This window comes from Microbacterium sp. Gd 4-13, from assembly GCF_003095395.1.
Lineage (GTDB): Bacteria > Actinomycetota > Actinomycetes > Actinomycetales > Microbacteriaceae > Microbacterium.
Window position 1 is genome coordinate 952,066 of sequence record NZ_QEIJ01000001.1, and the last position, 19,646, is coordinate 971,711.

16 protein-coding genes are annotated in these 19,646 nt (G+C 68.9%); 6 read left to right on the forward strand and 10 right to left on the reverse strand.

What is annotated here, in order from left to right:
- Nucleotides 1–170 precede the first annotated feature (170 nt).
- The 6 genes from tkt to pgl are packed head-to-tail and all read left to right on the forward strand — an operon-like array spanning nt 171 to nt 8,296.
- Nucleotides 171–2,270, forward strand: a complete 2,100-nt coding sequence (gene tkt / locus DEA06_RS04575) for a transketolase (RefSeq protein WP_116646717.1) — start codon at nt 171–173, stop codon at nt 2,268–2,270.
- Nucleotides 2,267–3,388 carry a transaldolase gene (gene tal, locus DEA06_RS04580; RefSeq protein ID WP_116646718.1) on the forward strand — a complete coding sequence of 374 codons (1,122 nt, stop codon included), beginning with the start codon at nt 2,267–2,269 and terminating at the stop codon, nt 3,386–3,388. Before tkt ends, tal begins: the two co-directional genes overlap by 4 nt.
- On the forward strand, nt 3,385–5,004 hold the full coding sequence (locus DEA06_RS04585; RefSeq protein WP_116646719.1) for a glucose-6-phosphate isomerase: 1,620 nt from the start codon (nt 3,385–3,387) through the stop codon (nt 5,002–5,004). The genes tal and DEA06_RS04585 overlap by 4 nt, the downstream gene beginning before the upstream one ends.
- A gap of 10 nt (nt 5,005–5,014) precedes the next feature.
- Nucleotides 5,015–6,565 (forward strand): glucose-6-phosphate dehydrogenase, encoded by a 1,551-nt coding sequence (zwf, locus tag DEA06_RS04590; protein WP_116646720.1) that lies wholly within the window; start codon nt 5,015–5,017, stop codon nt 6,563–6,565.
- Nucleotides 6,562–7,512: a glucose-6-phosphate dehydrogenase assembly protein OpcA gene (locus tag DEA06_RS04595; RefSeq protein ID WP_116646721.1), complete on the forward strand. Its 951-nt coding sequence runs from the start codon at nt 6,562–6,564 to the stop codon at nt 7,510–7,512. Before zwf ends, DEA06_RS04595 begins: the two co-directional genes overlap by 4 nt.
- Nucleotides 7,505–8,296 carry a 6-phosphogluconolactonase gene (gene pgl, locus DEA06_RS04600; RefSeq protein WP_116646722.1) on the forward strand — a complete coding sequence of 264 codons (792 nt, stop codon included), beginning with the start codon at nt 7,505–7,507 and terminating at the stop codon, nt 8,294–8,296. The genes DEA06_RS04595 and pgl overlap by 8 nt, the downstream gene beginning before the upstream one ends.
- 73 nt (nt 8,297–8,369) lie before the next feature.
- On the opposite strand, the gene DEA06_RS04605 is transcribed toward pgl, so the two are convergent.
- The 10 genes from DEA06_RS04605 to uvrA all read right to left on the reverse strand — a co-directional run bounded on the left by DEA06_RS04605 (nt 8,370) and on the right by uvrA (nt 19,630).
- Complete coding sequence (locus tag DEA06_RS04605) at nt 8,370–8,723, reverse strand: RNA polymerase-binding protein RbpA (protein ID WP_116646723.1); 354 nt, start codon at nt 8,721–8,723, stop codon at nt 8,370–8,372.
- The gene (gene secG / locus DEA06_RS04610; RefSeq protein ID WP_116646724.1) at nt 8,723–8,971 is read right to left on the reverse strand and encodes a preprotein translocase subunit SecG; all 249 of its coding nucleotides are present in this window, start codon (nt 8,969–8,971) and stop codon (nt 8,723–8,725) included. The genes DEA06_RS04605 and secG overlap by 1 nt, the downstream gene beginning before the upstream one ends.
- A 55-nt stretch (nt 8,972–9,026) precedes the next feature.
- Nucleotides 9,027–9,818, reverse strand: coding sequence for a triose-phosphate isomerase (tpiA, locus tag DEA06_RS04615; protein WP_116646725.1), 792 nt, complete (start codon nt 9,816–9,818; stop codon nt 9,027–9,029).
- Nucleotides 9,809–11,023: a phosphoglycerate kinase gene (locus tag DEA06_RS04620; protein ID WP_116646726.1), complete on the reverse strand. Its 1,215-nt coding sequence runs from the start codon at nt 11,021–11,023 to the stop codon at nt 9,809–9,811. The genes tpiA and DEA06_RS04620 overlap by 10 nt, the downstream gene beginning before the upstream one ends.
- Nucleotides 11,024–11,032: 9 nt before the next feature.
- Nucleotides 11,033–12,043: a type I glyceraldehyde-3-phosphate dehydrogenase gene (gap, locus tag DEA06_RS04625; protein ID WP_116646727.1), complete on the reverse strand. Its 1,011-nt coding sequence runs from the start codon at nt 12,041–12,043 to the stop codon at nt 11,033–11,035.
- Nucleotides 12,044–12,146: 103 nt separating this feature from the next.
- Nucleotides 12,147–12,773 (reverse strand): superoxide dismutase, encoded by a 627-nt coding sequence (locus tag DEA06_RS04630; RefSeq protein WP_116646728.1) that lies wholly within the window; start codon nt 12,771–12,773, stop codon nt 12,147–12,149.
- A 115-nt stretch (nt 12,774–12,888) separates the two neighbouring features.
- The gene (gene whiA, locus DEA06_RS04635; protein ID WP_116646729.1) at nt 12,889–13,863 is read right to left on the reverse strand and encodes a DNA-binding protein WhiA; all 975 of its coding nucleotides are present in this window, start codon (nt 13,861–13,863) and stop codon (nt 12,889–12,891) included.
- Nucleotides 13,864–13,904: 41 nt separating this feature from the next.
- Nucleotides 13,905–14,786: an RNase adapter RapZ gene (gene rapZ / locus DEA06_RS04640; protein ID WP_116646730.1), complete on the reverse strand. Its 882-nt coding sequence runs from the start codon at nt 14,784–14,786 to the stop codon at nt 13,905–13,907.
- A gap of 24 nt (nt 14,787–14,810) precedes the next feature.
- Nucleotides 14,811–16,727, reverse strand: coding sequence for an excinuclease ABC subunit UvrC (gene uvrC / locus DEA06_RS04645; protein WP_240606798.1), 1,917 nt, complete (start codon nt 16,725–16,727; stop codon nt 14,811–14,813).
- A complete protein-coding gene (gene uvrA / locus DEA06_RS04650; protein WP_116646731.1) occupies nt 16,727–19,630 on the reverse strand; it encodes an excinuclease ABC subunit UvrA in 2,904 nt (967 codons plus the stop codon). Before uvrA ends, uvrC begins: the two co-directional genes overlap by 1 nt.
- Nucleotides 19,631–19,646 lie beyond the last annotated feature (16 nt).

Consider the following 19,646-nt stretch of genomic DNA (forward strand, 5'->3'; position numbering starts at 1 on the left):
GTTACGGGGCCCCGGTGCGCGCGAGCCCCGTCATGTCACCCGTCGAGACGTCTCGCTTCGCTATGCTGAAAACGAACGCGCGCCTGGTGCCGGCTCCCCCTCCTCTCCATTGATGGACGACGGAGCTGCGGCACGACCAGAGGGCGCCGAGATCGAGGAAAGGCGACCGAGTGTCGGACTTGAGCTGGGATGAGATCGATCGGCGCGCGGTGGACACCGTGCGCGTACTCGCGGCAGACGCCGTGGAGAAGGTGGGCAACGGCCACCCGGGTACGGCCATGAGCCTCGCCCCGGCCGCCTACCTCCTCTATCAGAAGGTGATGCGGCACGATCCCGCCGACACCCACTGGCCCGGGCGCGACCGGTTCATCCTCTCGGCGGGGCACTCCTCGCTGACGCAGTACATCCAGCTGTACCTGGGCGGCTTCGGGCTCGAGCTCGACGACCTCAAGGCCCTCCGCACCTGGGGCTCGCTGACTCCCGGCCACCCCGAGTACCGCCACACCGACGGCGTCGAGATCACCACCGGCCCCCTCGGCCAGGGCCTCGCCTCGTCCGTCGGCTTCGCCTACGCGCAGCGCTACGAGCGCGGCCTGTTCGATCCCGAGGCCGCCGCTGGCGAGAGCCCGTTCGACCACCACATCTACGTGATCGCGTCCGACGGCGACCTCGAAGAGGGCGTCACGAGCGAAGCATCATCGCTCGCCGGCCACCAGGAGCTCGGCAACCTCGTCGTCATCTACGACGCCAACCAGATCTCTATCGAGGACGACACCAACGTCGCCTTCACCGAGGACGTCGCGAAGCGCTACGAGTCCTACGGCTGGCACGTGCAGACGGTCGACTGGAAGAAGACCGGTCAGTACGTCGAAGACGCCGCCGACCTCTACGACGCCATCGAGGCCGCCAAGGGCGAGACCGCGAAGCCGTCGATCATCATCCTGAAGACGATCATCGGCTGGCCGTCGCCCGGCAAGCAGAACTCCGGCAAGATCCACGGTTCGGCCCTCGGCGCCGACGAGCTGCGCGCCACGAAGGAGGTCATGGGCTTCGACCCCGAGCAGACCTTCGAGGTGGATGCTGCGGTGCTGGAGCACACGCGTGAGCTGGTCGCCCGCGGCGAGGCCGAGAAGGCCGCGTGGCAGGAGAAGTTCGACGCGTGGGCCGCGGCCAACCCCGAGCGCAAAGCGCTCTGGGACCGCGTGAACGCTCGCGAGCTCCCCGCCGACATCGCCGACGCGCTGCCGGTGTTCGAAGCCGGCAAGGAGGTCTCCACGCGCGCCGCATCGGGCACCGTCATCAACGCCCTGGCCGCCGAGCTCCCCGAGCTGTGGGGCGGCTCGGCCGACCTCGCCGAGTCGAACCTCACGACGATCAAGAACGCCAAGTCGTTCATCCCCGCGGAGTGGTCGACCCACGAGTGGGACGGCTCGCCCTACGGGCGGGTGTTGCACTTCGGCATCCGCGAGCACGCCATGGGCTCGATCCTCAACGGCATCGTGCTGCACGGCCCGACGCGCGCCTTCGGTGGCACGTTCCTCATCTTCAGCGACTACATGCGGCCGCCGCTGCGTCTGGCCGCGCTGATGAACATCCCGTCGCTGTTCGTCTGGACCCACGACTCGGTCGCCCTCGGCGAGGACGGCCCGACGCACCAGCCGATCGAGCAGCTCGCGACGCTCCGCGCGATCCCGAACTTCGCGGTCGTGCGGCCCGCCGATGCCAACGAGACCGCGGTCGCCTGGCTCGAGCTGATCCGTCGGCACGCCGGCCCCGCAGGTATCGCCCTGTCGCGTCAGAACCTGCCCGTGTTCGAGCGCGGTGACGGCGAAGCATCCGGTGACGTGTTCGCGTCGGCGCAGGGTGTCGCCAAGGGTGCGTACGTGCTGGCCGAGGCCCCGAACGGCACGCCCGACGTGATCCTGATCGCCACCGGCTCCGAGGTGCAGATCGCCGTCGCCGCGCGCGAGTCGCTCGCCGCGGACGGCATCAACGCCCGCGTGGTGTCGGCCCCGTCGCTGGAGTGGTTCGCCGAGCAGGACGAGGCCTACCGCGAGTCGGTGCTGCCGACGGCCGTCACCGCCCGGGTCTCGGTCGAGGCCGGCATCGCCCTCACCTGGCGGGGCATCGTCGGAGACAAGGGCCGCTCGGTCTCGATCGAGCACTTCGGCGCCTCCGCCGACTACAAGACTCTGTACAAAGAGTTCGGTATGACCGCCGAGGCCGTCGTCGCCGCGGCCCGCGAGACGATCAAGGAGAACAACGCATGAGCACCCCCACCGCACAGCTGTCCGCCGCAGGCGTGAGCATCTGGCTCGACGACCTCTCGCGCCAGCGCATCATGACCGGCAACCTCGCCGACCTGATCGCGACCCGCAACGTCACGGGCGTGACCACGAACCCGACGATCTTCGCCGGAGCCCTGTCGAAGGGCGAGGCATACGAGGCCCAGGTCTCCGGGCTCGCCGCGAAGGGCGCGACCACCGACGAGGCGATCTTCGAGATCACCACCGACGACGTGCGCGCCGCCTCCGACGTCTTCCTCCCCGTCTTCGAGGAGACCGGCGGCGTCGACGGTCGAGTGTCGATCGAGGTCTCCCCCGACCTCGCCCACGACACCGAGGCCACCATCGCGCAGGCGAAGGACCTCGCAGCCCGCGTGGACCGCCCGAACGTGCTCATCAAGATCCCGGCGACCAAGGCGGGCCTGCCCGCCATCACCGAGGTCATCGGCGCGGGCATTTCGGTGAACGTCACCCTCATCTTCAGCCTCGAGCGCTACGCGGAGGTCATCGACGCCTACCTCTCGGGCGTCGAGAAGGCGAAGGCCGCCGGCCACAAGATCGACACCCTCCACTCGGTCGCCTCGTTCTTCGTGTCGCGCGTCGACACGGAGGTCGACAAGCGACTGAGCGCCATCGGCACCGACGAGGCCACCGCACTCAAGAGCAAGGCGGGCATCGCGAACGCGCGTTTGGCCTACGAGCTCTTCGAGCGCGAGTTCGCCACCGACCGTGCGAAGGCCCTGCTCGACGCGGGCGCCACCGTTCAGCGTCCGCTCTGGGCCTCGACCGGAGTCAAGGACCCGGCGCTGCCCGACACGCTCTACGTCACCGAGCTGGTCGCCGGCGGCACTGTCAACACGATGCCCGAGAAGACCCTCGAGGCGACCTTCGACCACGGCGTGATCACCGGCGACACCATCACGGGAAACTACGCAGACGCGCACGACGTGTTCGACCGCCTCGCGGCCGTCGGTGTCGACTTCGCCGACGTCACTCAGGTGCTCGAGGACGAGGGCGTCGAGAAGTTCGTCGCCTCGTGGCACGAACTGCAGGGGACCGTTGCGAAGGCGCTCGAGGCCGGCACCGCGGAGGCCGCTCAGTGACGTTCGACATCCACGTCACGGGTCACCCGCGCGAGCTCGTCGAGACGACGCTCCCGGGCCTCGTGGCGTCGCTCGTCGCCTCGTCGATCACGGCGGGCGACAGCAGCCTGTGGGGTGCGACGGCCGAGGCCGAAGCATCCCGCCGGCTCGGATGGGTGCAGGCGGTCTCGGTCTCACGGCCGCTCGTACCCGAGATCGAGGCGCTGCGCGCCGATCTGGTCGCGAAGGGCGTGACGCGTGTCGTCCTGGCGGGGATGGGCGGCTCGTCGCTCGCTCCCGAGGTCATCGCTCAGACATCGGGTGTTCCGCTCGTCATCCTCGACTCGACCTCTCCCGGGCAGGTGCTCGCCGCCATCGACGGCGACGCCGAGTCGGGCGGTCTCGACAAGACCGTCCTGGTCGTGTCGTCGAAGTCAGGCTCCACGGTCGAGACCGATTCCGCGAAGCGCGCTTTCGAGGCGGCGTTCCGGGACCTCGGGATCGACCCGGTCGAGCGCATCGTCGTGGTCACCGACCCCGGTTCTCCGCTCGACGAGGCCTCGCGCGCGCAGGGCTACCGCGTGTTCGCCGCCGACCCGACCGTCGGCGGCCGGTACTCCGCACTCACCGCGTTCGGCCTGGTTCCGTCGGGGCTCGCCGGCGTCGATCTGAACGAGCTCCTCGACGAGGCCGAGGCCACGCTGCTCGAAGTGGCCATCGACAGTCCCGAGAACCCCGCGCTGGTGCTCGCCGCGGCGATCGCCGGCGGGGAGCCCCGTCGCGACAAGCTCGGGCTCGTCACCGACGGCACGCACATCGTGGGCCTGCCCGACTGGATCGAGCAGTTGATCGCGGAGTCCACCGGCAAGAACGGCACGGGGATCCTGCCCGTCGTGCTGCTGCCGGTGTCGCCCGAGCTCGACGCGGTGCCCGACGACCTGCAGATCCTGCGCCTGGTCGACAACGCCGCGCAGTTCCACCTGTTCGAGCGGCACGAGGGCGAGATCCTCGTCAGCGGCTCGCTCGGGGCGCAGTTCGTGGTGTGGGAGTACGCCACGGCCATCGCCGGACGGATGCTGGGGATCGATCCCTTCGATCAGCCCGACGTCGAGTCGGCGAAGGTCGCGACCCGCGGCCTGCTGGACGCACGCCCCGAGCCGACGCAGCCCGCGTTCACGCTCGACGGTGTCGAGGTCCGCGTCTCGGATCCCGCCCTCGCGGCGTCCGGCACGCTCGCCGGCGTGCTCGACGCGCTGTGGGCCCAGCTTCCGCCGAACGGCTACGTCGCCATTCAGGCCTACGTGAACCGCATCGCGATCCCGCAGCTGCAGGGACTGCGGGAGCTCGTCGCCGCGGATGCAGGTCGCCCCGCCACCTTCGGCTGGGGCCCTCGTTTCCTGCACTCCACCGGGCAGTTCCACAAGGGCGGACCCGCCACCGGCGTGTTCCTGCAGATCACCGAGCGCACCGACACCGATCTCGAGATCCCCGGCCGTCCGTTCACCTTCGGCCAGCTCATCGAGGCGCAGGCCGCCGGCGACGCGTCGGTGCTGGCCGCGCACGGCCGTCCCGTCGTGACTTTGACCCTGACCGACCCGCAGCTCGACGTCGTCGAGCTGTTCGAAGCAGCCCAGTGAGCGTGTACGCATGAGTGTCGAAATCTCCCGGGGGCACAACCCGCTTCGCGATCCCGACGATCGCCGCCTGAGCCGCATCGCCGGCCCGAGCGCGCTCGTCATCTTCGGTGTGACCGGAGACTTGTCGCGCAAGAAGCTCATGCCGGCCGTCTACGACCTCGCCAATCGCGGCCTGCTCCCCCCGGGCTTCGCCCTCGTGGGCTTCGCTCGCCGCGACTGGGAGGACCAGGACTTCGCGCAGGTCGTCTACGAGGCGGTCAAGCAGTACGCGCGCACCGAGTTCCGCGAAGAGACCTGGCAGCAGCTGCTGCAGGGCATCCGCTTCGTCTCGGGCGAGTTCGACGACCCGGAAGCCTTCGCACGCCTGCGCGACACCGTCGACAAGCTCGACGTCGAACGCGGCACGATGGGCAACCACGCGTACTACCTCTCGATCCCGCCGAAGGCCTTCCCGCTGGTCACCCAGCAGTTGAAGGACTCGGGGCTGGTCGGCGAGACCGCGGCCGACGGGAACGGCTGGCGCCGCGTCGTCGTCGAGAAGCCGTTCGGTCACGACCTGGCCTCAGCCCGTGAGTTGAACGACGAGCTCGAGAGCGCCTTCCCCGCCGACTCGATCTTCCGCATCGACCACTACCTCGGCAAGGAGACGGTGCAGAACATCCTCGCGCTGCGCTTCGCGAACGAGCTGTACGAGCCGATCTGGAACCGCAACTACGTCGACCACGTGCAGATCACCATGGCCGAGGACATCGGTGTGGGCGGACGAGCCGGCTACTACGACGGAATCGGAGCCGCGCGCGACGTCATCCAGAACCACCTCCTGCAGCTCATGGCGCTGACCGCCATGGAGGAGCCCATCAGTTTCGACGCGAAGAACCTCCGCGACGAGAAGGAGAAGGTGCTCGCAGCGGTCCGCCTCCCCGAAGACCTCGCGCACGCGACGGCACGGGGGCAGTACGCCGGCGGCTGGCAGGGTGGCGAGGAGGTGCTCGGCTTCCTCGAGGAAGACGGGATGAACCCCGACTCGACGACCGAGACGTACGCCGCGATCAAGCTCGAGGTGAACACGCGTCGCTGGTCGGGCGTGCCGTTCTACCTGCGCACCGGCAAGCGCCTCGGGCGCCGCGTGACCGAGGTCGCCGTCGTCTTCAAGCGCGCGCCGCAGCAGCTGTTCTCTCGCAGCCAGACCGAGGAGCTCGGCCAGAACGCTCTGGTGATCCGGGTGCAGCCCGACGAGGGTGTCACCATCCGCTTCGGCTCGAAGGTACCCGGCGACGGCACGCAGGTGCGCGACGTGACCATGGACTTCGGTTACGGCCACGCGTTCACCGAGGCGAGCCCCGAGGCCTACGAGCGCCTCATCCTCGACGTGCTGCTCGGCGACCCGCCCCTCTTCCCCCGTCACGAGGAGGTCGAGCTCAGCTGGAAGATCCTCGACCCGATCGAGAAGTTCTGGGAGTCGCAGGACGGACCCCTCGAGCAGTACTCCCCCGGGTCGTGGGGCCCGGCATCCGCAGACGAACTGCTGTCTCGCGACGGCCGCACCTGGAGGCGCCCGTGATCGTCGAACTGCCCGACACGACCGTCAGCAAGATCTCGAAGGCGCTCGTCAACGTGCGCGAGGAGGGCGGCGCCGTCGCTCTCGGTCGCGTCCTCACCCTCGTCATCGTGACCCGTCACGGGGCCGAGGAGGAAGTGATCGAGGCCGCGAACGATGCGTCGCGCGAGCACCCGATGCGCGTCCTCGTCGTCATGGTCGGCGGTGGTGACGCCGAGCCCCGCCTCGATGCGCAGATCCGCGTCGGCGGCGACGCCGGGGCGAGCGAAGTCGTCGTGCTTCGCGCACACGGCGCCGCGGGCTCGAACGCCGAGAGCCTGGTGACGGGCCTGCTTCTCCCCGACGCGCCCGTCGTGGCGTGGTGGCCCTCCGAGACGCCGAAGACGCCGTCGCGCTCGGAGATCGGCAAGATCGCGCAGCGACGCATCACGGATGCTTCGAGCCAGCCCGACCCGACCGCGTGGGTCGACAGCCTCGGCTCGCACTACTCCCCCGGCGACACCGACTTCGCGTGGACGCGCCTCACGCGCTGGCGCGAACAGCTCGCCGCGGTGCTCGACCAGCCGCCCTTCGAGCCGGTGACCTCGGTGACCGTCCGCGGCGGAGCGGACTCGCCGTCGACGGTGCTCCTCGCCGCTTGGCTGCGGCTGAAGCTCGACGTGCCGGTCGACTACGCGTATCTCCCCGCCGACGAGTGGACGAGCGGCATCAAGTCGGTCCGCCTCACCCGTCCCGGCGGAGACACGCTGCTGGAACGGCCGGAGCCGAGCGTGGCGGTGCTCACTCAGCCCGACCAGCCCTCCCACGAGCTGGCATTCCCCCGCCGCACGCTGCGGGAGTGCCTGGCCGAGGAGCTTCGCCGCCTCGACCCCGACGTGCTCTACGGGCGCGTGATCTCCGAGGGACTCGAACTCCTCGGTTCCGCCGAGACGAGGGAGACGCATGGCTGAGTCGATCACCGAGAAGCGGGTCGTCATCAGCCCCGACAAACAGCACCTCGCCGAGTCGGTGGCCGCGCGCTTCGTCTCGCGCGTCGAGAAGCAGGTCGCCGACGGTCTCACCGTGCACATCTGCCTGACCGGCGGATCGATGGGCGGCGCGGTTCTCGAGGCCGCCGCGCGAGACCCGCGCACCTCCACCATCGACTGGTCGGACGTGCACTTCTGGTGGGGCGACGAGAGGTTCGTGGCGCGCGACTCGGACGACCGCAACGAGAAGCAGGCGCGCGTCGCGCTGCTCGACGCGCTCGACATCCCGGCCGAGAACATCCACGCGGTCGCCGCGAGCGATGGCACCCTCGACCTCGACGGCGCCGCCACGGCCTATGCCGACGAGCTCGCGCAGTACGCGCCGGCCGATCGCACGGACGCTGGCGCCTGGCCCGCGTTCGACATCTGCTTCCTCGGCGTCGGGCCTGACGCCCATATCGCGTCGCTGTTCCCCGATCGCCCCGAGATCCAGATCACCGACCGCGCCGCCGTGCCGGTGCGCGACTCGCCCAAGCCTCCACCCGAGCGCGTGTCGCTCACCCGCCCGGTCATCAACAGCTCGACTCGCGTGTGGATGGTGCTCGCGGGTGCCGACAAGGCGTCGGCGCTCGGCCTCGCGCTGGCCGGCGCCAGCTACGCGAGCGTGCCGGCGGCCGGCGCGAAGGGCCGCCGTCGCACGGTGCTGTTCGTCGACGAGGCCGCCGCCGACCAGGTGCCCCCGCAGCTCATCGACCAGGAGTACTGAGCACGCGAACCACGTTCACACGAACGACGAAGGGCGGATGCTGCGAAGCATCCGCCCTTCGTCGTTGCCGTGGCTACTGACCGCGCCGGTCGCGGAGCTGCTGCAGCGCGTCGTCGAGGAGGGTCTCTGCCTCTTCTTCGGTGCGGCGCTCCTTCACGTAGGCGAGGTGCGTCTTGTAGGGCTCGTTCTTGGCGATCGCCGGCGGGTTCTTCTGGTCGCGACCCGCGGGAAGACCGGAGTGCGGCGAATCGATGGTCTCGGGGATCTCGTCTTCCGGGATGCCCGCTGCGAAGTGGCGGACGGTCTCGTTGCCGAGCGCGTCCCAGTACGAGATCGACACGCGATCCGCGTGGTAACCGTGATCCTGCTCGCCCATCGGACCCGCGCCCACACGGGTGCCGCGGATGGCGTTTCCCCCGGTAGCCATCAGACCGGGAGGAACTTCGTGATGAGGCCGAGGCCGACGATCGCCACGAACCAGACCAGCGCGAGGATGATCGTGAACCGGTTGAGGTTACGTTCAGCCAGACCCGAGGATCCGAGGGCCGACGTCATGCCGCCACCGAACATGTCGGACAGGCCGCCGCCGCGCCCCTTGTGGAGCAGGATGAGAAGGGTCAGCAGAAGACTGGTGATACCCAGCAGGACCTGCAGGACGAACTCGAGGATCTGCACTGTTGAAAGCCTTTCGCAGCGGTGCGAAGCAGACCGCACCGCGTCAAGTATACGGTCAGACGCCGACGTGCTTCTGGAACCGGATGATCGCCGCGAACTCGTCGACCACGAGGCTCGCTCCGCCGACCAGCGCACCGTCGACGTCGGGCTCGCGCATGAAGCTCGCGATGTTGCCCGACTTGACCGATCCGCCGTACAGCACGCGCGTGCGTGCCGCTGCGTCTTCGCCCAGCTTGGACGCGACGACGGCGCGGAGCTTCGCGCAGACCTCCTGCGCCTGGTCGGGCGTGGCCGCCTGGCCCGAACCGATCGCCCAGACCGGTTCGTAGGCCACGACGATGTCGGCGTCGGCCGACACACCCTCGAGCGCGACCTCGAGCTGGCCGACGGGAACGGCGCTCGCGCCGAACTTCTCGAGGTCTTCGGCCGTCTCGCCCACGCAGATCACCGGGGCGATGCCGTGACGCAGCGCCGCCTGCACCTTCGCGGCGACGACCTCATCGGTCTCGGAGTGGTACTGGCGACGCTCGGAGTGACCGATGATCACGTAGCCGCAGGAGAGCTTCGAGAGGAACTGTCCGGAGATCTCGCCGGTGTAGGCGCCGGAATCGTTCGTCGAAAGGTCCTGCGCTCCGAGGGCGAAAGGAATCTTGTCGGCGTCGATGAGGGTCTGCACGGTGCGGATGTCGGTGAACGGCGGGAAAACGCCGACCTCGACACTCTCGGGCTCGTGTCCGGCCTCTTTCAGGGTCCAGTGCAGCTTCTGGACGAACGCGACCGCCTGCAGGTGGTCGAGGTTCATCTTCCAGTTGCCGGCGATGAACGGGGTGCGGGTGGTTACGCCCATCCGAGGACCTCCAGTCCGGGGAGTTTCTTGCCCTCGAGGAACTCGAGGCTGGCGCCCCCGCCCGTCGAGATGTGTCCGAAATCGTCGTCGGCGAAGCCGAGCTGGCGAACTGCAGCAGCCGAATCTCCGCCGCCGACGACGCTGAGGCCGTCGACCTCGGTGAGGGCCTGCGCGATCGCGCGGGTGCCCGACTCGAACGCCGCCATCTCGAACACGCCCATGGGGCCGTTCCAGAAGACCGTGCGGCTGCCACGGATGGCCGCGTCGAAGGCGTCCGACGTGCGCGGCCCGATGTCGAGTCCGAGACCGGAGGCACCGAACGGGGTGTCCTCGAGTGCATTGGCGTCGGCGATCACGTGGTCGGCGTCGGCGGAGAAGGATGCTGCGACCACCGCGTCGACGGGGAGGATGATCTCCACGCCGCTCTCCTTCGCCGTGGCGAGGTAGCCCTTGACACGATCGATCTGGTCTTCCTCCAGGAGGCTCGCACCGACCTTGTGGCCCTGCGCGACGAGGAAGGTGAACATCATGCCGCCGCCGACGAGGAGCCGGTCGACGCGCGGGAGGAGATGCTCGATGACGCCGAGCTTGTCGCTGACCTTCGACCCGCCGAGGACGACCGTGTACGGGCGCTCGGGGTTCTCGGTCAGGCGGTCGAGCACCTCGAGCTCCTTCTCCACCAGCAGGCCGGCGGCCGACGGGAGGAGTTCGGCGAGCTCGTAGACGCTCGCCTGCTTGCGGTGGACGACTCCGAAGCCGTCCGACACGAGGGCGTCGCCGAGCTGTGCGAGCTGCTCGGCGAACGCGCGGCGCTCCCCCGCATCCTTCGCCGTTTCGCCCGGGTTGAACCGAAGGTTCTCGAGGACGGCCACCTGGCCGTCCTCGAGGGCGGCCGCGGCTTCCTGCGCCGATTCGTCGACGGTGTCGCGCGCGAACGCCACGGGAGCGCCGAGCAGCTCGGAGAGTCGCTGTGCGACGGGCTCCAGGCTGTACTTCGCGTCGGGCGCACCGTCGGGTCGACCGAGGTGCGAGGCGACGACGAGGCGCGCGCCGGCGTGGATGAGAGCGTTCAGCGTGGGGATCGACGCGCGCACGCGGCCATCGTCCGTGATGATGCCGTCCTTCAGGGGGACGTTCAGATCACAACGGACGATGACACGCTTGCCTGCGAGCGAACCCAGCGAATCGAGGGTGCGCAGTGCCATGGCGGAGCCTTAGATGCGCTCTGCGACGTACTCGGTCAGGTCGACCAGACGGTTGGAGTAGCCCCACTCGTTGTCGTACCAGGCCGACACCTTGACCAGGTTGCCGCTGACGTTGGTCAGCTCGGCGTCGAAGATCGACGAGTGCGGGTTGCCCTGGATGTCGCTGGAGACGATCGGGTCCTCGGTGTACTCGAGGTATCCGGCGAGACGACCTTCGGCAGCCGCGGCCTTGTAGGCGGCGTTGACCTGGTCGACGCTGAGGCCCTCGGTCGGGGTGACGATCGTGAGGTCGACGATCGAACCGGTGGGAACCGGAACGCGGTACGACGAGCCGCTGAGCTTGCCCTGGAGTTCGGGGAGCACGTGGCCGATCGCCTTGGCGGCACCGGTCGAGGCGGGCACGATGTTGATCGCTGCCGCACGGGCGCGGCGCAGATCGCTGTGCGGGCCGTCCTGGAGGTTCTGGTCGGCCGTGTAGGCGTGAGCGGTCATCATGAAGCCGCGCTCGATGCCGAAGTTGTCGTTGAAGACCTTCGCGAGGGGCGCGAGGCAGTTCGTGGTGCACGACGCGTTCGAGATGATGACGTGGTTGGCGGGGTCGTACTCGGCCTCATTGACACCCATGACGATGGTGACGTCGTCACCGGTCGCGGGGGCGGAGATGAGGACCTTCTTGGCGCCGCCGGCGATGTGCTTCTTGGCGTCTTCGGCCTTCGTGAAGCGGCCGGTCGACTCGATGACGATGTCGACGCCCAGCTCGCCCCAGGGGAGGTTGGCGGGGTCGCGCTCGGCGAACACCTTGATGGTGTTGCCGCCGACCGTGATCGACTCGTCGTCGTAGGTGACGTCCTGGTCGAGCGGTCCGTTCACCGAGTCGTACTTGAGAAGGTGAGCGAGGGTCTTGTTGTCGGTGAGGTCGTTGACCGCGACGATGTCGAGGTCTGCACCCTGCGCGAGAGCCGCGCGAAGGTAGTTGCGTCCGATCCGGCCGAAGCCGTTGATCCCGATCTTGACAGCCACGGATTGACTCCTGATTTGGGTAGTGCGCGATGCGCGAGTGTGTTGCGAATGCGAGAACGGACAGCGGCGTCCCGGCGGGTGTCCACCGGGACGCCCGCTCCGTTTACGACAGTACCAGCAGGCCCGCGGTCTTCTCGCGAGCGGCGGAGAAGCGCTTCTGGACGTCTGCCCAGTTCGCGATGTTCCAGAACGCCTTCACGTAGTCCGCGCGGACGTTCTTGTAGTCGAGGTAGTACGCGTGCTCCCAGACGTCGAGCAGAAGGAGCGGCACGGTGCCGGCGACGATCTGACCCTGCTGGTCGAAGAACTGGTCGATGATCAGGTTCTCGCCGATCGAGTCCCAGAACAGGCCCGCCCAGCCGGAGCCCTGCACGCCGAGCGCGGCGGCGGTGAAGTGGGCCTGGAACTTGTCGAACGAACCGAAGTGGTCGTCGATGGCCGACTCGAGGTCGCCGGTGGGCTTGTCGCCACCGTCCGGCGAGAGGTTCTCCCAGAAGATCGAGTGGTTCGTGTGACCGCCGAGGTTGAAGGCGAGGTCCTTCTGAAGCTTGTTGACGTTCGCGAGGTTCCCGGTCTCACGGGCCTCGGCGAGCTGCTCGAGAGCGGTATTGGCACCGGTCACGTACGTCTGGTGGTGCTTGTCGTGGTGCAGCTGCATGATCGACGCACTGATGTGCGGCTCCAGTGCTGCGTAGTCGTAGGGGAGTTCGGGCAACGTGTACTTCGCCATGTTCTCTGCTTCCTATCGGCGCTGCACCGACACTCCTCGGCGCAGCGAAGGATGATCGATTCATCCTATCGAGGGGCAACGCCCGTGACCCGGGGTTGCTTCCCTGGTCGTGACATCACTCGGCGCCGGCGGGGACGGCCGACTCGGTGCCGGGGACCCCGTCGACCTCGGCCTTCTTGTCGGCCATCGCGAGCAGGCGACGGATGCGGCCGGCCACGGCGTCCTTCGTCAGAGGCGGGTCGGCGTGATGGCCGAGCTCGTCGAGGCTGGCGTCGCGGTGCGCGAGACGGAGGTCTCCCGCTTCGCGCAGATGGTCGGGCACCGTGTCGCCCAGGATCTCCAGGGCACGCTCGACCCTCGCGCACGCCGCGACGGCGGCCTGCGCCGAGCGGCGCAGGTTCGCATCGTCGAAGTTCACGAGACGGTTGACCCCGGCGCGCACCTCGCGGCGCTGACGCAGCTGGTCCCACTCGGCGGCCGTCTTCTGGGCGCCCATCTCGGCGAGAGCGGTGCGGATGGCGTCACCGTCGCGCACGACGACACGCGGCACTCCGCGCACTTCGCGGGCCTTCGCGGGAATGCCGATCCGGTGACCGGCGCCCACGAGCGCCATGGCGGCCTCCGGCGACGGGCAGGCGATCTCCAGCGACGCCGATCGGCCGGGCTCGCTCAGAGAGCCGGCGGCCAGGAACGCGCCGCGCCAGATCGCGGCGAGATCGCCGCGGGAGCCGGTGGTGAGCTTGTTCGGGAGCCCGCGCACGGGGCGGCGACGCTGGTCGAGCAGCCCCGTCTGACGGGCGAGGGTCTCCCCCGACTCGATGACGCGCACGGCATAGTGACCGCCCGTGCGCCCGCCCGAGCCCTGCACGTGGACGAGCTCGGGACGCACGCCGTAGATCTCCACGAGGTCGCGGGCCGCGCGCCGCGCGAGGACGTCGGAGTCGAGCTGGGCCTCCACGGCGACGCGGTTCGCGATCGAGTGCAGGCCTCCCGAGAATCGCAACAACGCCGTCAGCTCGGCGACGCGCGCCGTAGGCCGGGGGTCGCGGACGGCGATGAGTTCGGCCTTCACGTCGGCGGTCAGCGGCACGGTACTCCTCGGGGGAAAGGGCGGGGGAACGAGGGAACAGCCTACTCGCGGCCGAGGTCGCGGTGCGTGACGCGGACCGCCACACCCGGCACCGAGCGGAGTCGTTCGGCGAGTTCCCGCGCCATGGCGACCGAACGGTGCTTACCGCCCGTGCACCCGATCGCAACGACCGACTGGCGCTTGTTCTCGTGCTGGTAGCCCTCGAGCACGGGTGCGAGCGCGGCGGCGTACGCGTCGAGGAACTCGTGAGCGCCGGGCTGGCCGAGCACGTAGTCGCGCACCCTCTCGTCTTCGCCCGTCAGGCCGCGCAACTCGTCGTTCCAGTAGGGATTGGGCAGGAACCGCATGTCGGCGACCATGTCGACGTCGGTCGGCAGCCCGTACTTGAACCCGAAGCTCATGAGATTCACCGTGTGACGGGCCGCGGCCTGCTCCCCGAAGAGCTCGACCACCCGGGTCGTCAGCTGGTGGATGTTGTTCGACGAGGTGTCGATGAGAACGTCGGCGGCCTCTCGCACGGGCGCCAGTCGCTCCCGTTCGCGTCGGATCCCGTCGAGGATCGTGCCGTCGCGCTGGAGAGGGTGGGGGCGCCTCACCGACTCGAACCTCCGCACGAGCACGTCGTCGGCAGCATCCAGGAACACCACGCGAACCTGACGCCCCGCCCGGAGAGTGCGCATGACCTCGGGGAGGTCGCCGAAAAGCTCGCGCCCGCGCACATCAACCACGACCGCGACGCGCGGGACAGCACCCGCGGCGAGCTCGGTGAGCTCGAGCAGGGGGCGCAGCATCATGGGCGGCAGGTTGTCGACGACGTACCAATCGAGGTCTTCGAGCGCGTTGGCCACCGTCGAACGGCCGGCCCCCGACATGCCCGTGACGATCAGCACCTCGCCGGTCTCGCGGCGTGTCTGGTCGGTCATGTCAACTCCTCGTAGACAGCCAGCCTATCGAGCCAAGTGGCTGTGGATGGAGTCGGCGAGCTTCGGGCCGATGCCCGGCAGCTCGGCGATCTCATCGGGCGTGGCGGCGCGCAGCGCGGTGACCGACCCGAAATGCCGCAGCAGGGCCTTGATGCGGGCGTCGCCGAGGCCGGGGATCTCCGACAGCACGCTCGAGATGTCGCGCTTGCGTCGCTTGCGCTGGTGGGTGATGGCGAAGCGGTGCGCCTCGTCGCGGAGGCGCTGCAACAGGTAAAGCGCCTCGCTCGTGCGCGGCAGGATCACCGGGTAGTCCTCGCCCGGCAGCCAGACCTCCTCGAGGCGCTTCGCGATTCCGCACAGAGCGATCTCGGAGTGACCGGCGTCCTTGAGGGCCCGCGCGGCGGCGGCGACCTGCGGCTGGCCGCCGTCGACGACGAGCAGCTGCGGCGGATAGGCGAACCTCTTGCGCTTCGGCGGTTCGGTGACGACCTCGCCGTCGGCGGTCGGCTCGGGCGCGGGGGGCTCGATCTCCTCCGGCCTGTCGAGGTAGGCCAACCGCCGCGTGAGCACCTGGTAGAGCGAGTCGGTGTCGTCGGTCGTCTCGGGGACGCCGAACGTGCGGTACTGGTCTTTGCGCGGGAGTCCGTCCTCGAAAACCACCATCGAGGCGACGACGTTGGTGCCCGACAGGTGCGACACGTCGTAGCACTCGATGCGCAGTGGCGCCTCGGTGAGGTCGAGCGCCTGCTGCAGGTCGGTGAGCGCCTGGGTGCGGGCGACGTAGTCGCTCGTGCGGCGGGTCTTGAAGATCATCAGCGCCTGCTGCGCGTTCAGCGTCGCGGTGCGCATGAGGTCGGCCTTCTGGCCCCGCTGCGCGACCTGGATGCCCACCTGCTTGCCGCGCCGCTCGCGCAGCCACGCCTCGATGTCGGCGGCGTCGTCGGGCAGCGACGGGACGAGCACCGTGCGCGGGATGTCGGCCGGCGCCGCGTCGCCGTAGGTGCGCTGGAGCACCTGGTCGACGAGGTCGGCGCCCGAGATGTCGATCTCCTTCTCGATCGTCGAGGCGCGCACGCCTCGGATGCGGCCGCCGCGGATCACGAAGTGCTGCACCGTGGCGGCGAGCTCGTCTTCGGCGATGCCGAACAGGTCGACGTCGACGTCGTCGGTGAGCACGAGCTCGCTCTTCTTCAGCACCGCCTCGATCGCCTGCAGCCGGTCACGGTAGACCGCCGCCGACTCGTAGTCCATCGCTGCGGCGGCCTCGCGCATCTTGGCGTTGAGGTCTCGGGCGAACCGCTCGTCTCCCCCGGCCATGAAAGCGACAAAGTCGTCGACGATCGCCCGGTGCTCCTCGATGGTCACCTTGTGCGAGCACGGCCCGCCGCAGCGCCCGATCTGCCCCGGGAAGCAAGGACGGCCGCTCTGCATCGCCTTCTTGTACGACGAGTCGCTGCACGTGCGGATCGGGAAGACCTTGATCATCAGATCGATGGTCTCGTGCACCGCCCAGACCTTCGGGTAGGGCCCGAAGTACTTCGCGCCGGGGATGCGGCGGTTGCGGGTGACGATGACACGGGGCGCCTCGTCGGCGAGCGTGATCGCCATGAACGGGTAGGACTTGTCGTCGCGGTAGCGGACGTTGAACGGTGGATCGAACTCCTTGATCCACATGTACTCGAGCTGCAGCGAGTCGACGTCGCTGGCGACGACGGTCCACTCCACGGATGCTGCGGTCGTGACCATGCGCCGCGTGCGCTCGTGCAGCGACCGCAGCGGAGCGAAGTAGTTCGACAGCCGGGCGCGCAGGTTCTTGGCCTTGCCCACGTAGAGCACCCGCCCGGCGGCATCGCGGAACCGGTAGACGCCGGGGTTCGTGGGGATCTCGCCGGGGTTCGGCCGGTAGGGCAGCTGCGACATCCGCTCTCGCGATGCCGCCATCAGCCCGCCTTACGCGCCTCGACCGCGGAGACGCCGAGCACCTCCGCGAGGAACTGGCCGGTGTGGCTGGCCTCGACCTTCGCGACCTGCTCGGGGGTGCCGGTGGCGACGATCGTGCCGCCGCCGGAGCCGCCTTCGGGTCCAAGGTCGATGATCCAGTCGGACGACTTGATCACGTCGAGGTTGTGCTCGATGACGATGACGGTGTTGCCCTTGTCCACGAGGCTGTTGAGCACCTCGAGGAGCTTGCGCACGTCTTCGAAGTGCAGACCGGTCGTCGGCTCGTCGAGCACGTAGATCGAGCGCCCGTTGGTGCGGCGCTGGAGCTCGGTCGCGAGCTTCACGCGCTGCGCCTCGCCGCCCGAGAGAGTGGTCGCCGATTGTCCGAGGCGGACGTAGCCGAGGCCGACGTCGACCAGCGTCTTCAGGTAGCGATGGATCGCCTGGATGGGCTCGAAGAACTCCGCAGCCTCCGCGATCGGCATCTCGAGCACCTCGGCGATGTTCTTGCCCTTGTAGTGCACGGCGAGCGTGTCGCGGTTGTACCTCTTGCCGTGGCACACCTCGCAGTCGACGTAGACGTCGGGCAGGAAGTTCATCTCGATCTTGATCGTGCCGTCGCCCGAGCAGGCCTCGCAGCGGCCTCCCTTGACGTTGAACGAGAAGCGACCCGTCAGGTAACCGCGCGCCTTGGCCTCGGGGGTCTCGGCGAAGAGGTTGCGGATGCGGTCGAACACGCCGGTGTACGTGGCGGGGTTCGAGCGCGGCGTGCGCCCGATGGGCGCCTGGTCGACGTGCACGACCTTGTCGAGGTTGTCGAGCCCCGTCACCCGCGTGTGCTTGCCGGCCACGCGCCGTGCGCCGTTGAGCTTGGTGGCGAGCACCTCGTACAGGATGCCATTCACGAGGGTCGACTTGCCCGATCCGCTCACCCCGGTGACGGCGGTGAGCACACCCAGCGGGAAGCTCGCGGTGACGTTCTGCAGGTTGTTCGCCCGCGCGCCGACGACCGTGACCTGGCGCTGCTTGTCGATCTTGCGCCGCTTCTTCGGCACGGCGATCTCGCGCCGACCGGAGAGGTAGTCGCCCGTCAGCGAGTCCTTCTCCTCCAGTAGCTGCGCGAGCGGGCCGGAGTGCACGACGTTGCCACCGTCGACGCCGGCGCGCGGGCCGATGTCGACGATCCAGTCGGCCGCGTGGACGGTCTCCTCGTCGTGCTCGACGACGATCAGGGTGTTGCCGAGATCGCGCAGGGTGATCAGCGTCTCGATGAGGCGTCGGTTGTCGCGCTGGTGGAGGCCGATCGACGGCTCGTCGAGCACGTAGAGCACGCCGGTCAGTCCCGACCCGATCTGGGTCGCGAGTCGGATGCGCTGCGCCTCGCCGCCCGAGAGCGAGCCCGCCGATCGGCTGAGGCTCAGATAGGTGAGACCGACCTGCAGCAGGAAGTCGAGCCGCGCGCGGATCTCGCGGAGCACCTGGGCGGCGATCTGCGCCTCACGCGGGGTCAGTTCGAGCTCGGCGAAGAAACGTTGCGCGTCGGCGAGGCTCAGCCACGACGCATCCGCGATCGACTTGCCGTGCACCGTGACGGCGAGCACCTCGGGCTTGAGACGCGCGCCCTCGCAGACCGGGCACGGCACTTCGCGGAGGTACTCCGACCAGCGCTGGCGCTGCGTGTCGGACTCGGCCTGCAGGTACTGACGCTCGATGTAGGGCACGACGCCCTCGAACCCCGAGGCGTAGCGCACCTCGCGTCCGTAGCGGTTCTTCCACTTCACGGTGACCTTGTAGTCCTCACCGCGCAGCACCGCCTCGCGGATGTCGACGGGAAGCTGTCGCCATGGCGTGTCGAGCGAGAACGCGAGGTCGCGGGCGAGGCCCTCGAGCAGGCGCTCGTAGTACTGGAAGAGCCCCTTGCCCTGCGTCGTCCACGGGATGATGACTCCCTCGCTGATCGAGAGGTCTTCGTCGCCGAGCATGAGGTCGACGTCGACCGACATGCGGGTGCCCAGGCCGGAGCACGCCGGGCACGCACCGAAGGGGGCGTTGAACGAGAAGGTGCGCGGTTCGATCTCGGTCAGCTGCACCGGGTGCCCGTTCGGGCACGCGAGCTTCTCGGAGAACGACTGCCACGCGTCGTCGCCCTCACCGTCGACGAAGTTGACCTGCATGATGCCGCCGGCCAGTCCGAGCGCGGTCTCGACCGAGTCGGTGACGCGGCCGAGGATGTCGGGGCTGGCGACCAGTCGATCGACCACCACGGCGATGTCGTGCTTGTAGCTCTTCTTGAGCTTCGGCGGCTCGGCGAGCTGGATCAGGTCGCCGTCGACGACGGCGCGGGCGTAGCCCTTCGCGCTGAGCTCCTGGAAGAGGTCGACGAACTCCCCCTTCTTCTGCGAGACGACCGGCGCCACGATCTGGTACCGGGTGCGCTCGGGAAGCTCCATCAGCTGGTCGGCGATCTGCTGCACCGTCTGTCGCTGGATCTCCGCCCCGCACTCGGGGCAGTGCGCGACGCCGATGCGCGCCCACAGCAGACGCATGTAGTCGTGGATCTCGGTGATCGTGCCGACGGTCGAGCGGGGGTTGCGGTTGGTCGACTTCTGGTCGATCGACACCGCGGGGCTGAGCCCCTCGATGAAGTCGACGTCGGGTCGGTCGACCTGACCGAGGAACTGACGCGCGTAGGAGCTCAGCGATTCGACGTAGCGACGCTGACCCTCCGCGAAGATCGTGTCGAAGGCGAGACTCGATTTTCCCGAGCCCGACAGACCCGTGAAGACGACCAGCGCATCGCGCGGGATGTCGAGGTCGACGTTCTTGAGGTTATGGACGCGGGCACCGCGGACGCTGAGCTTTCCGCTGTTGTTTCCGGGCAGGGCGACGGGGACGATGGGCACCCGACAAGCTTAGGCG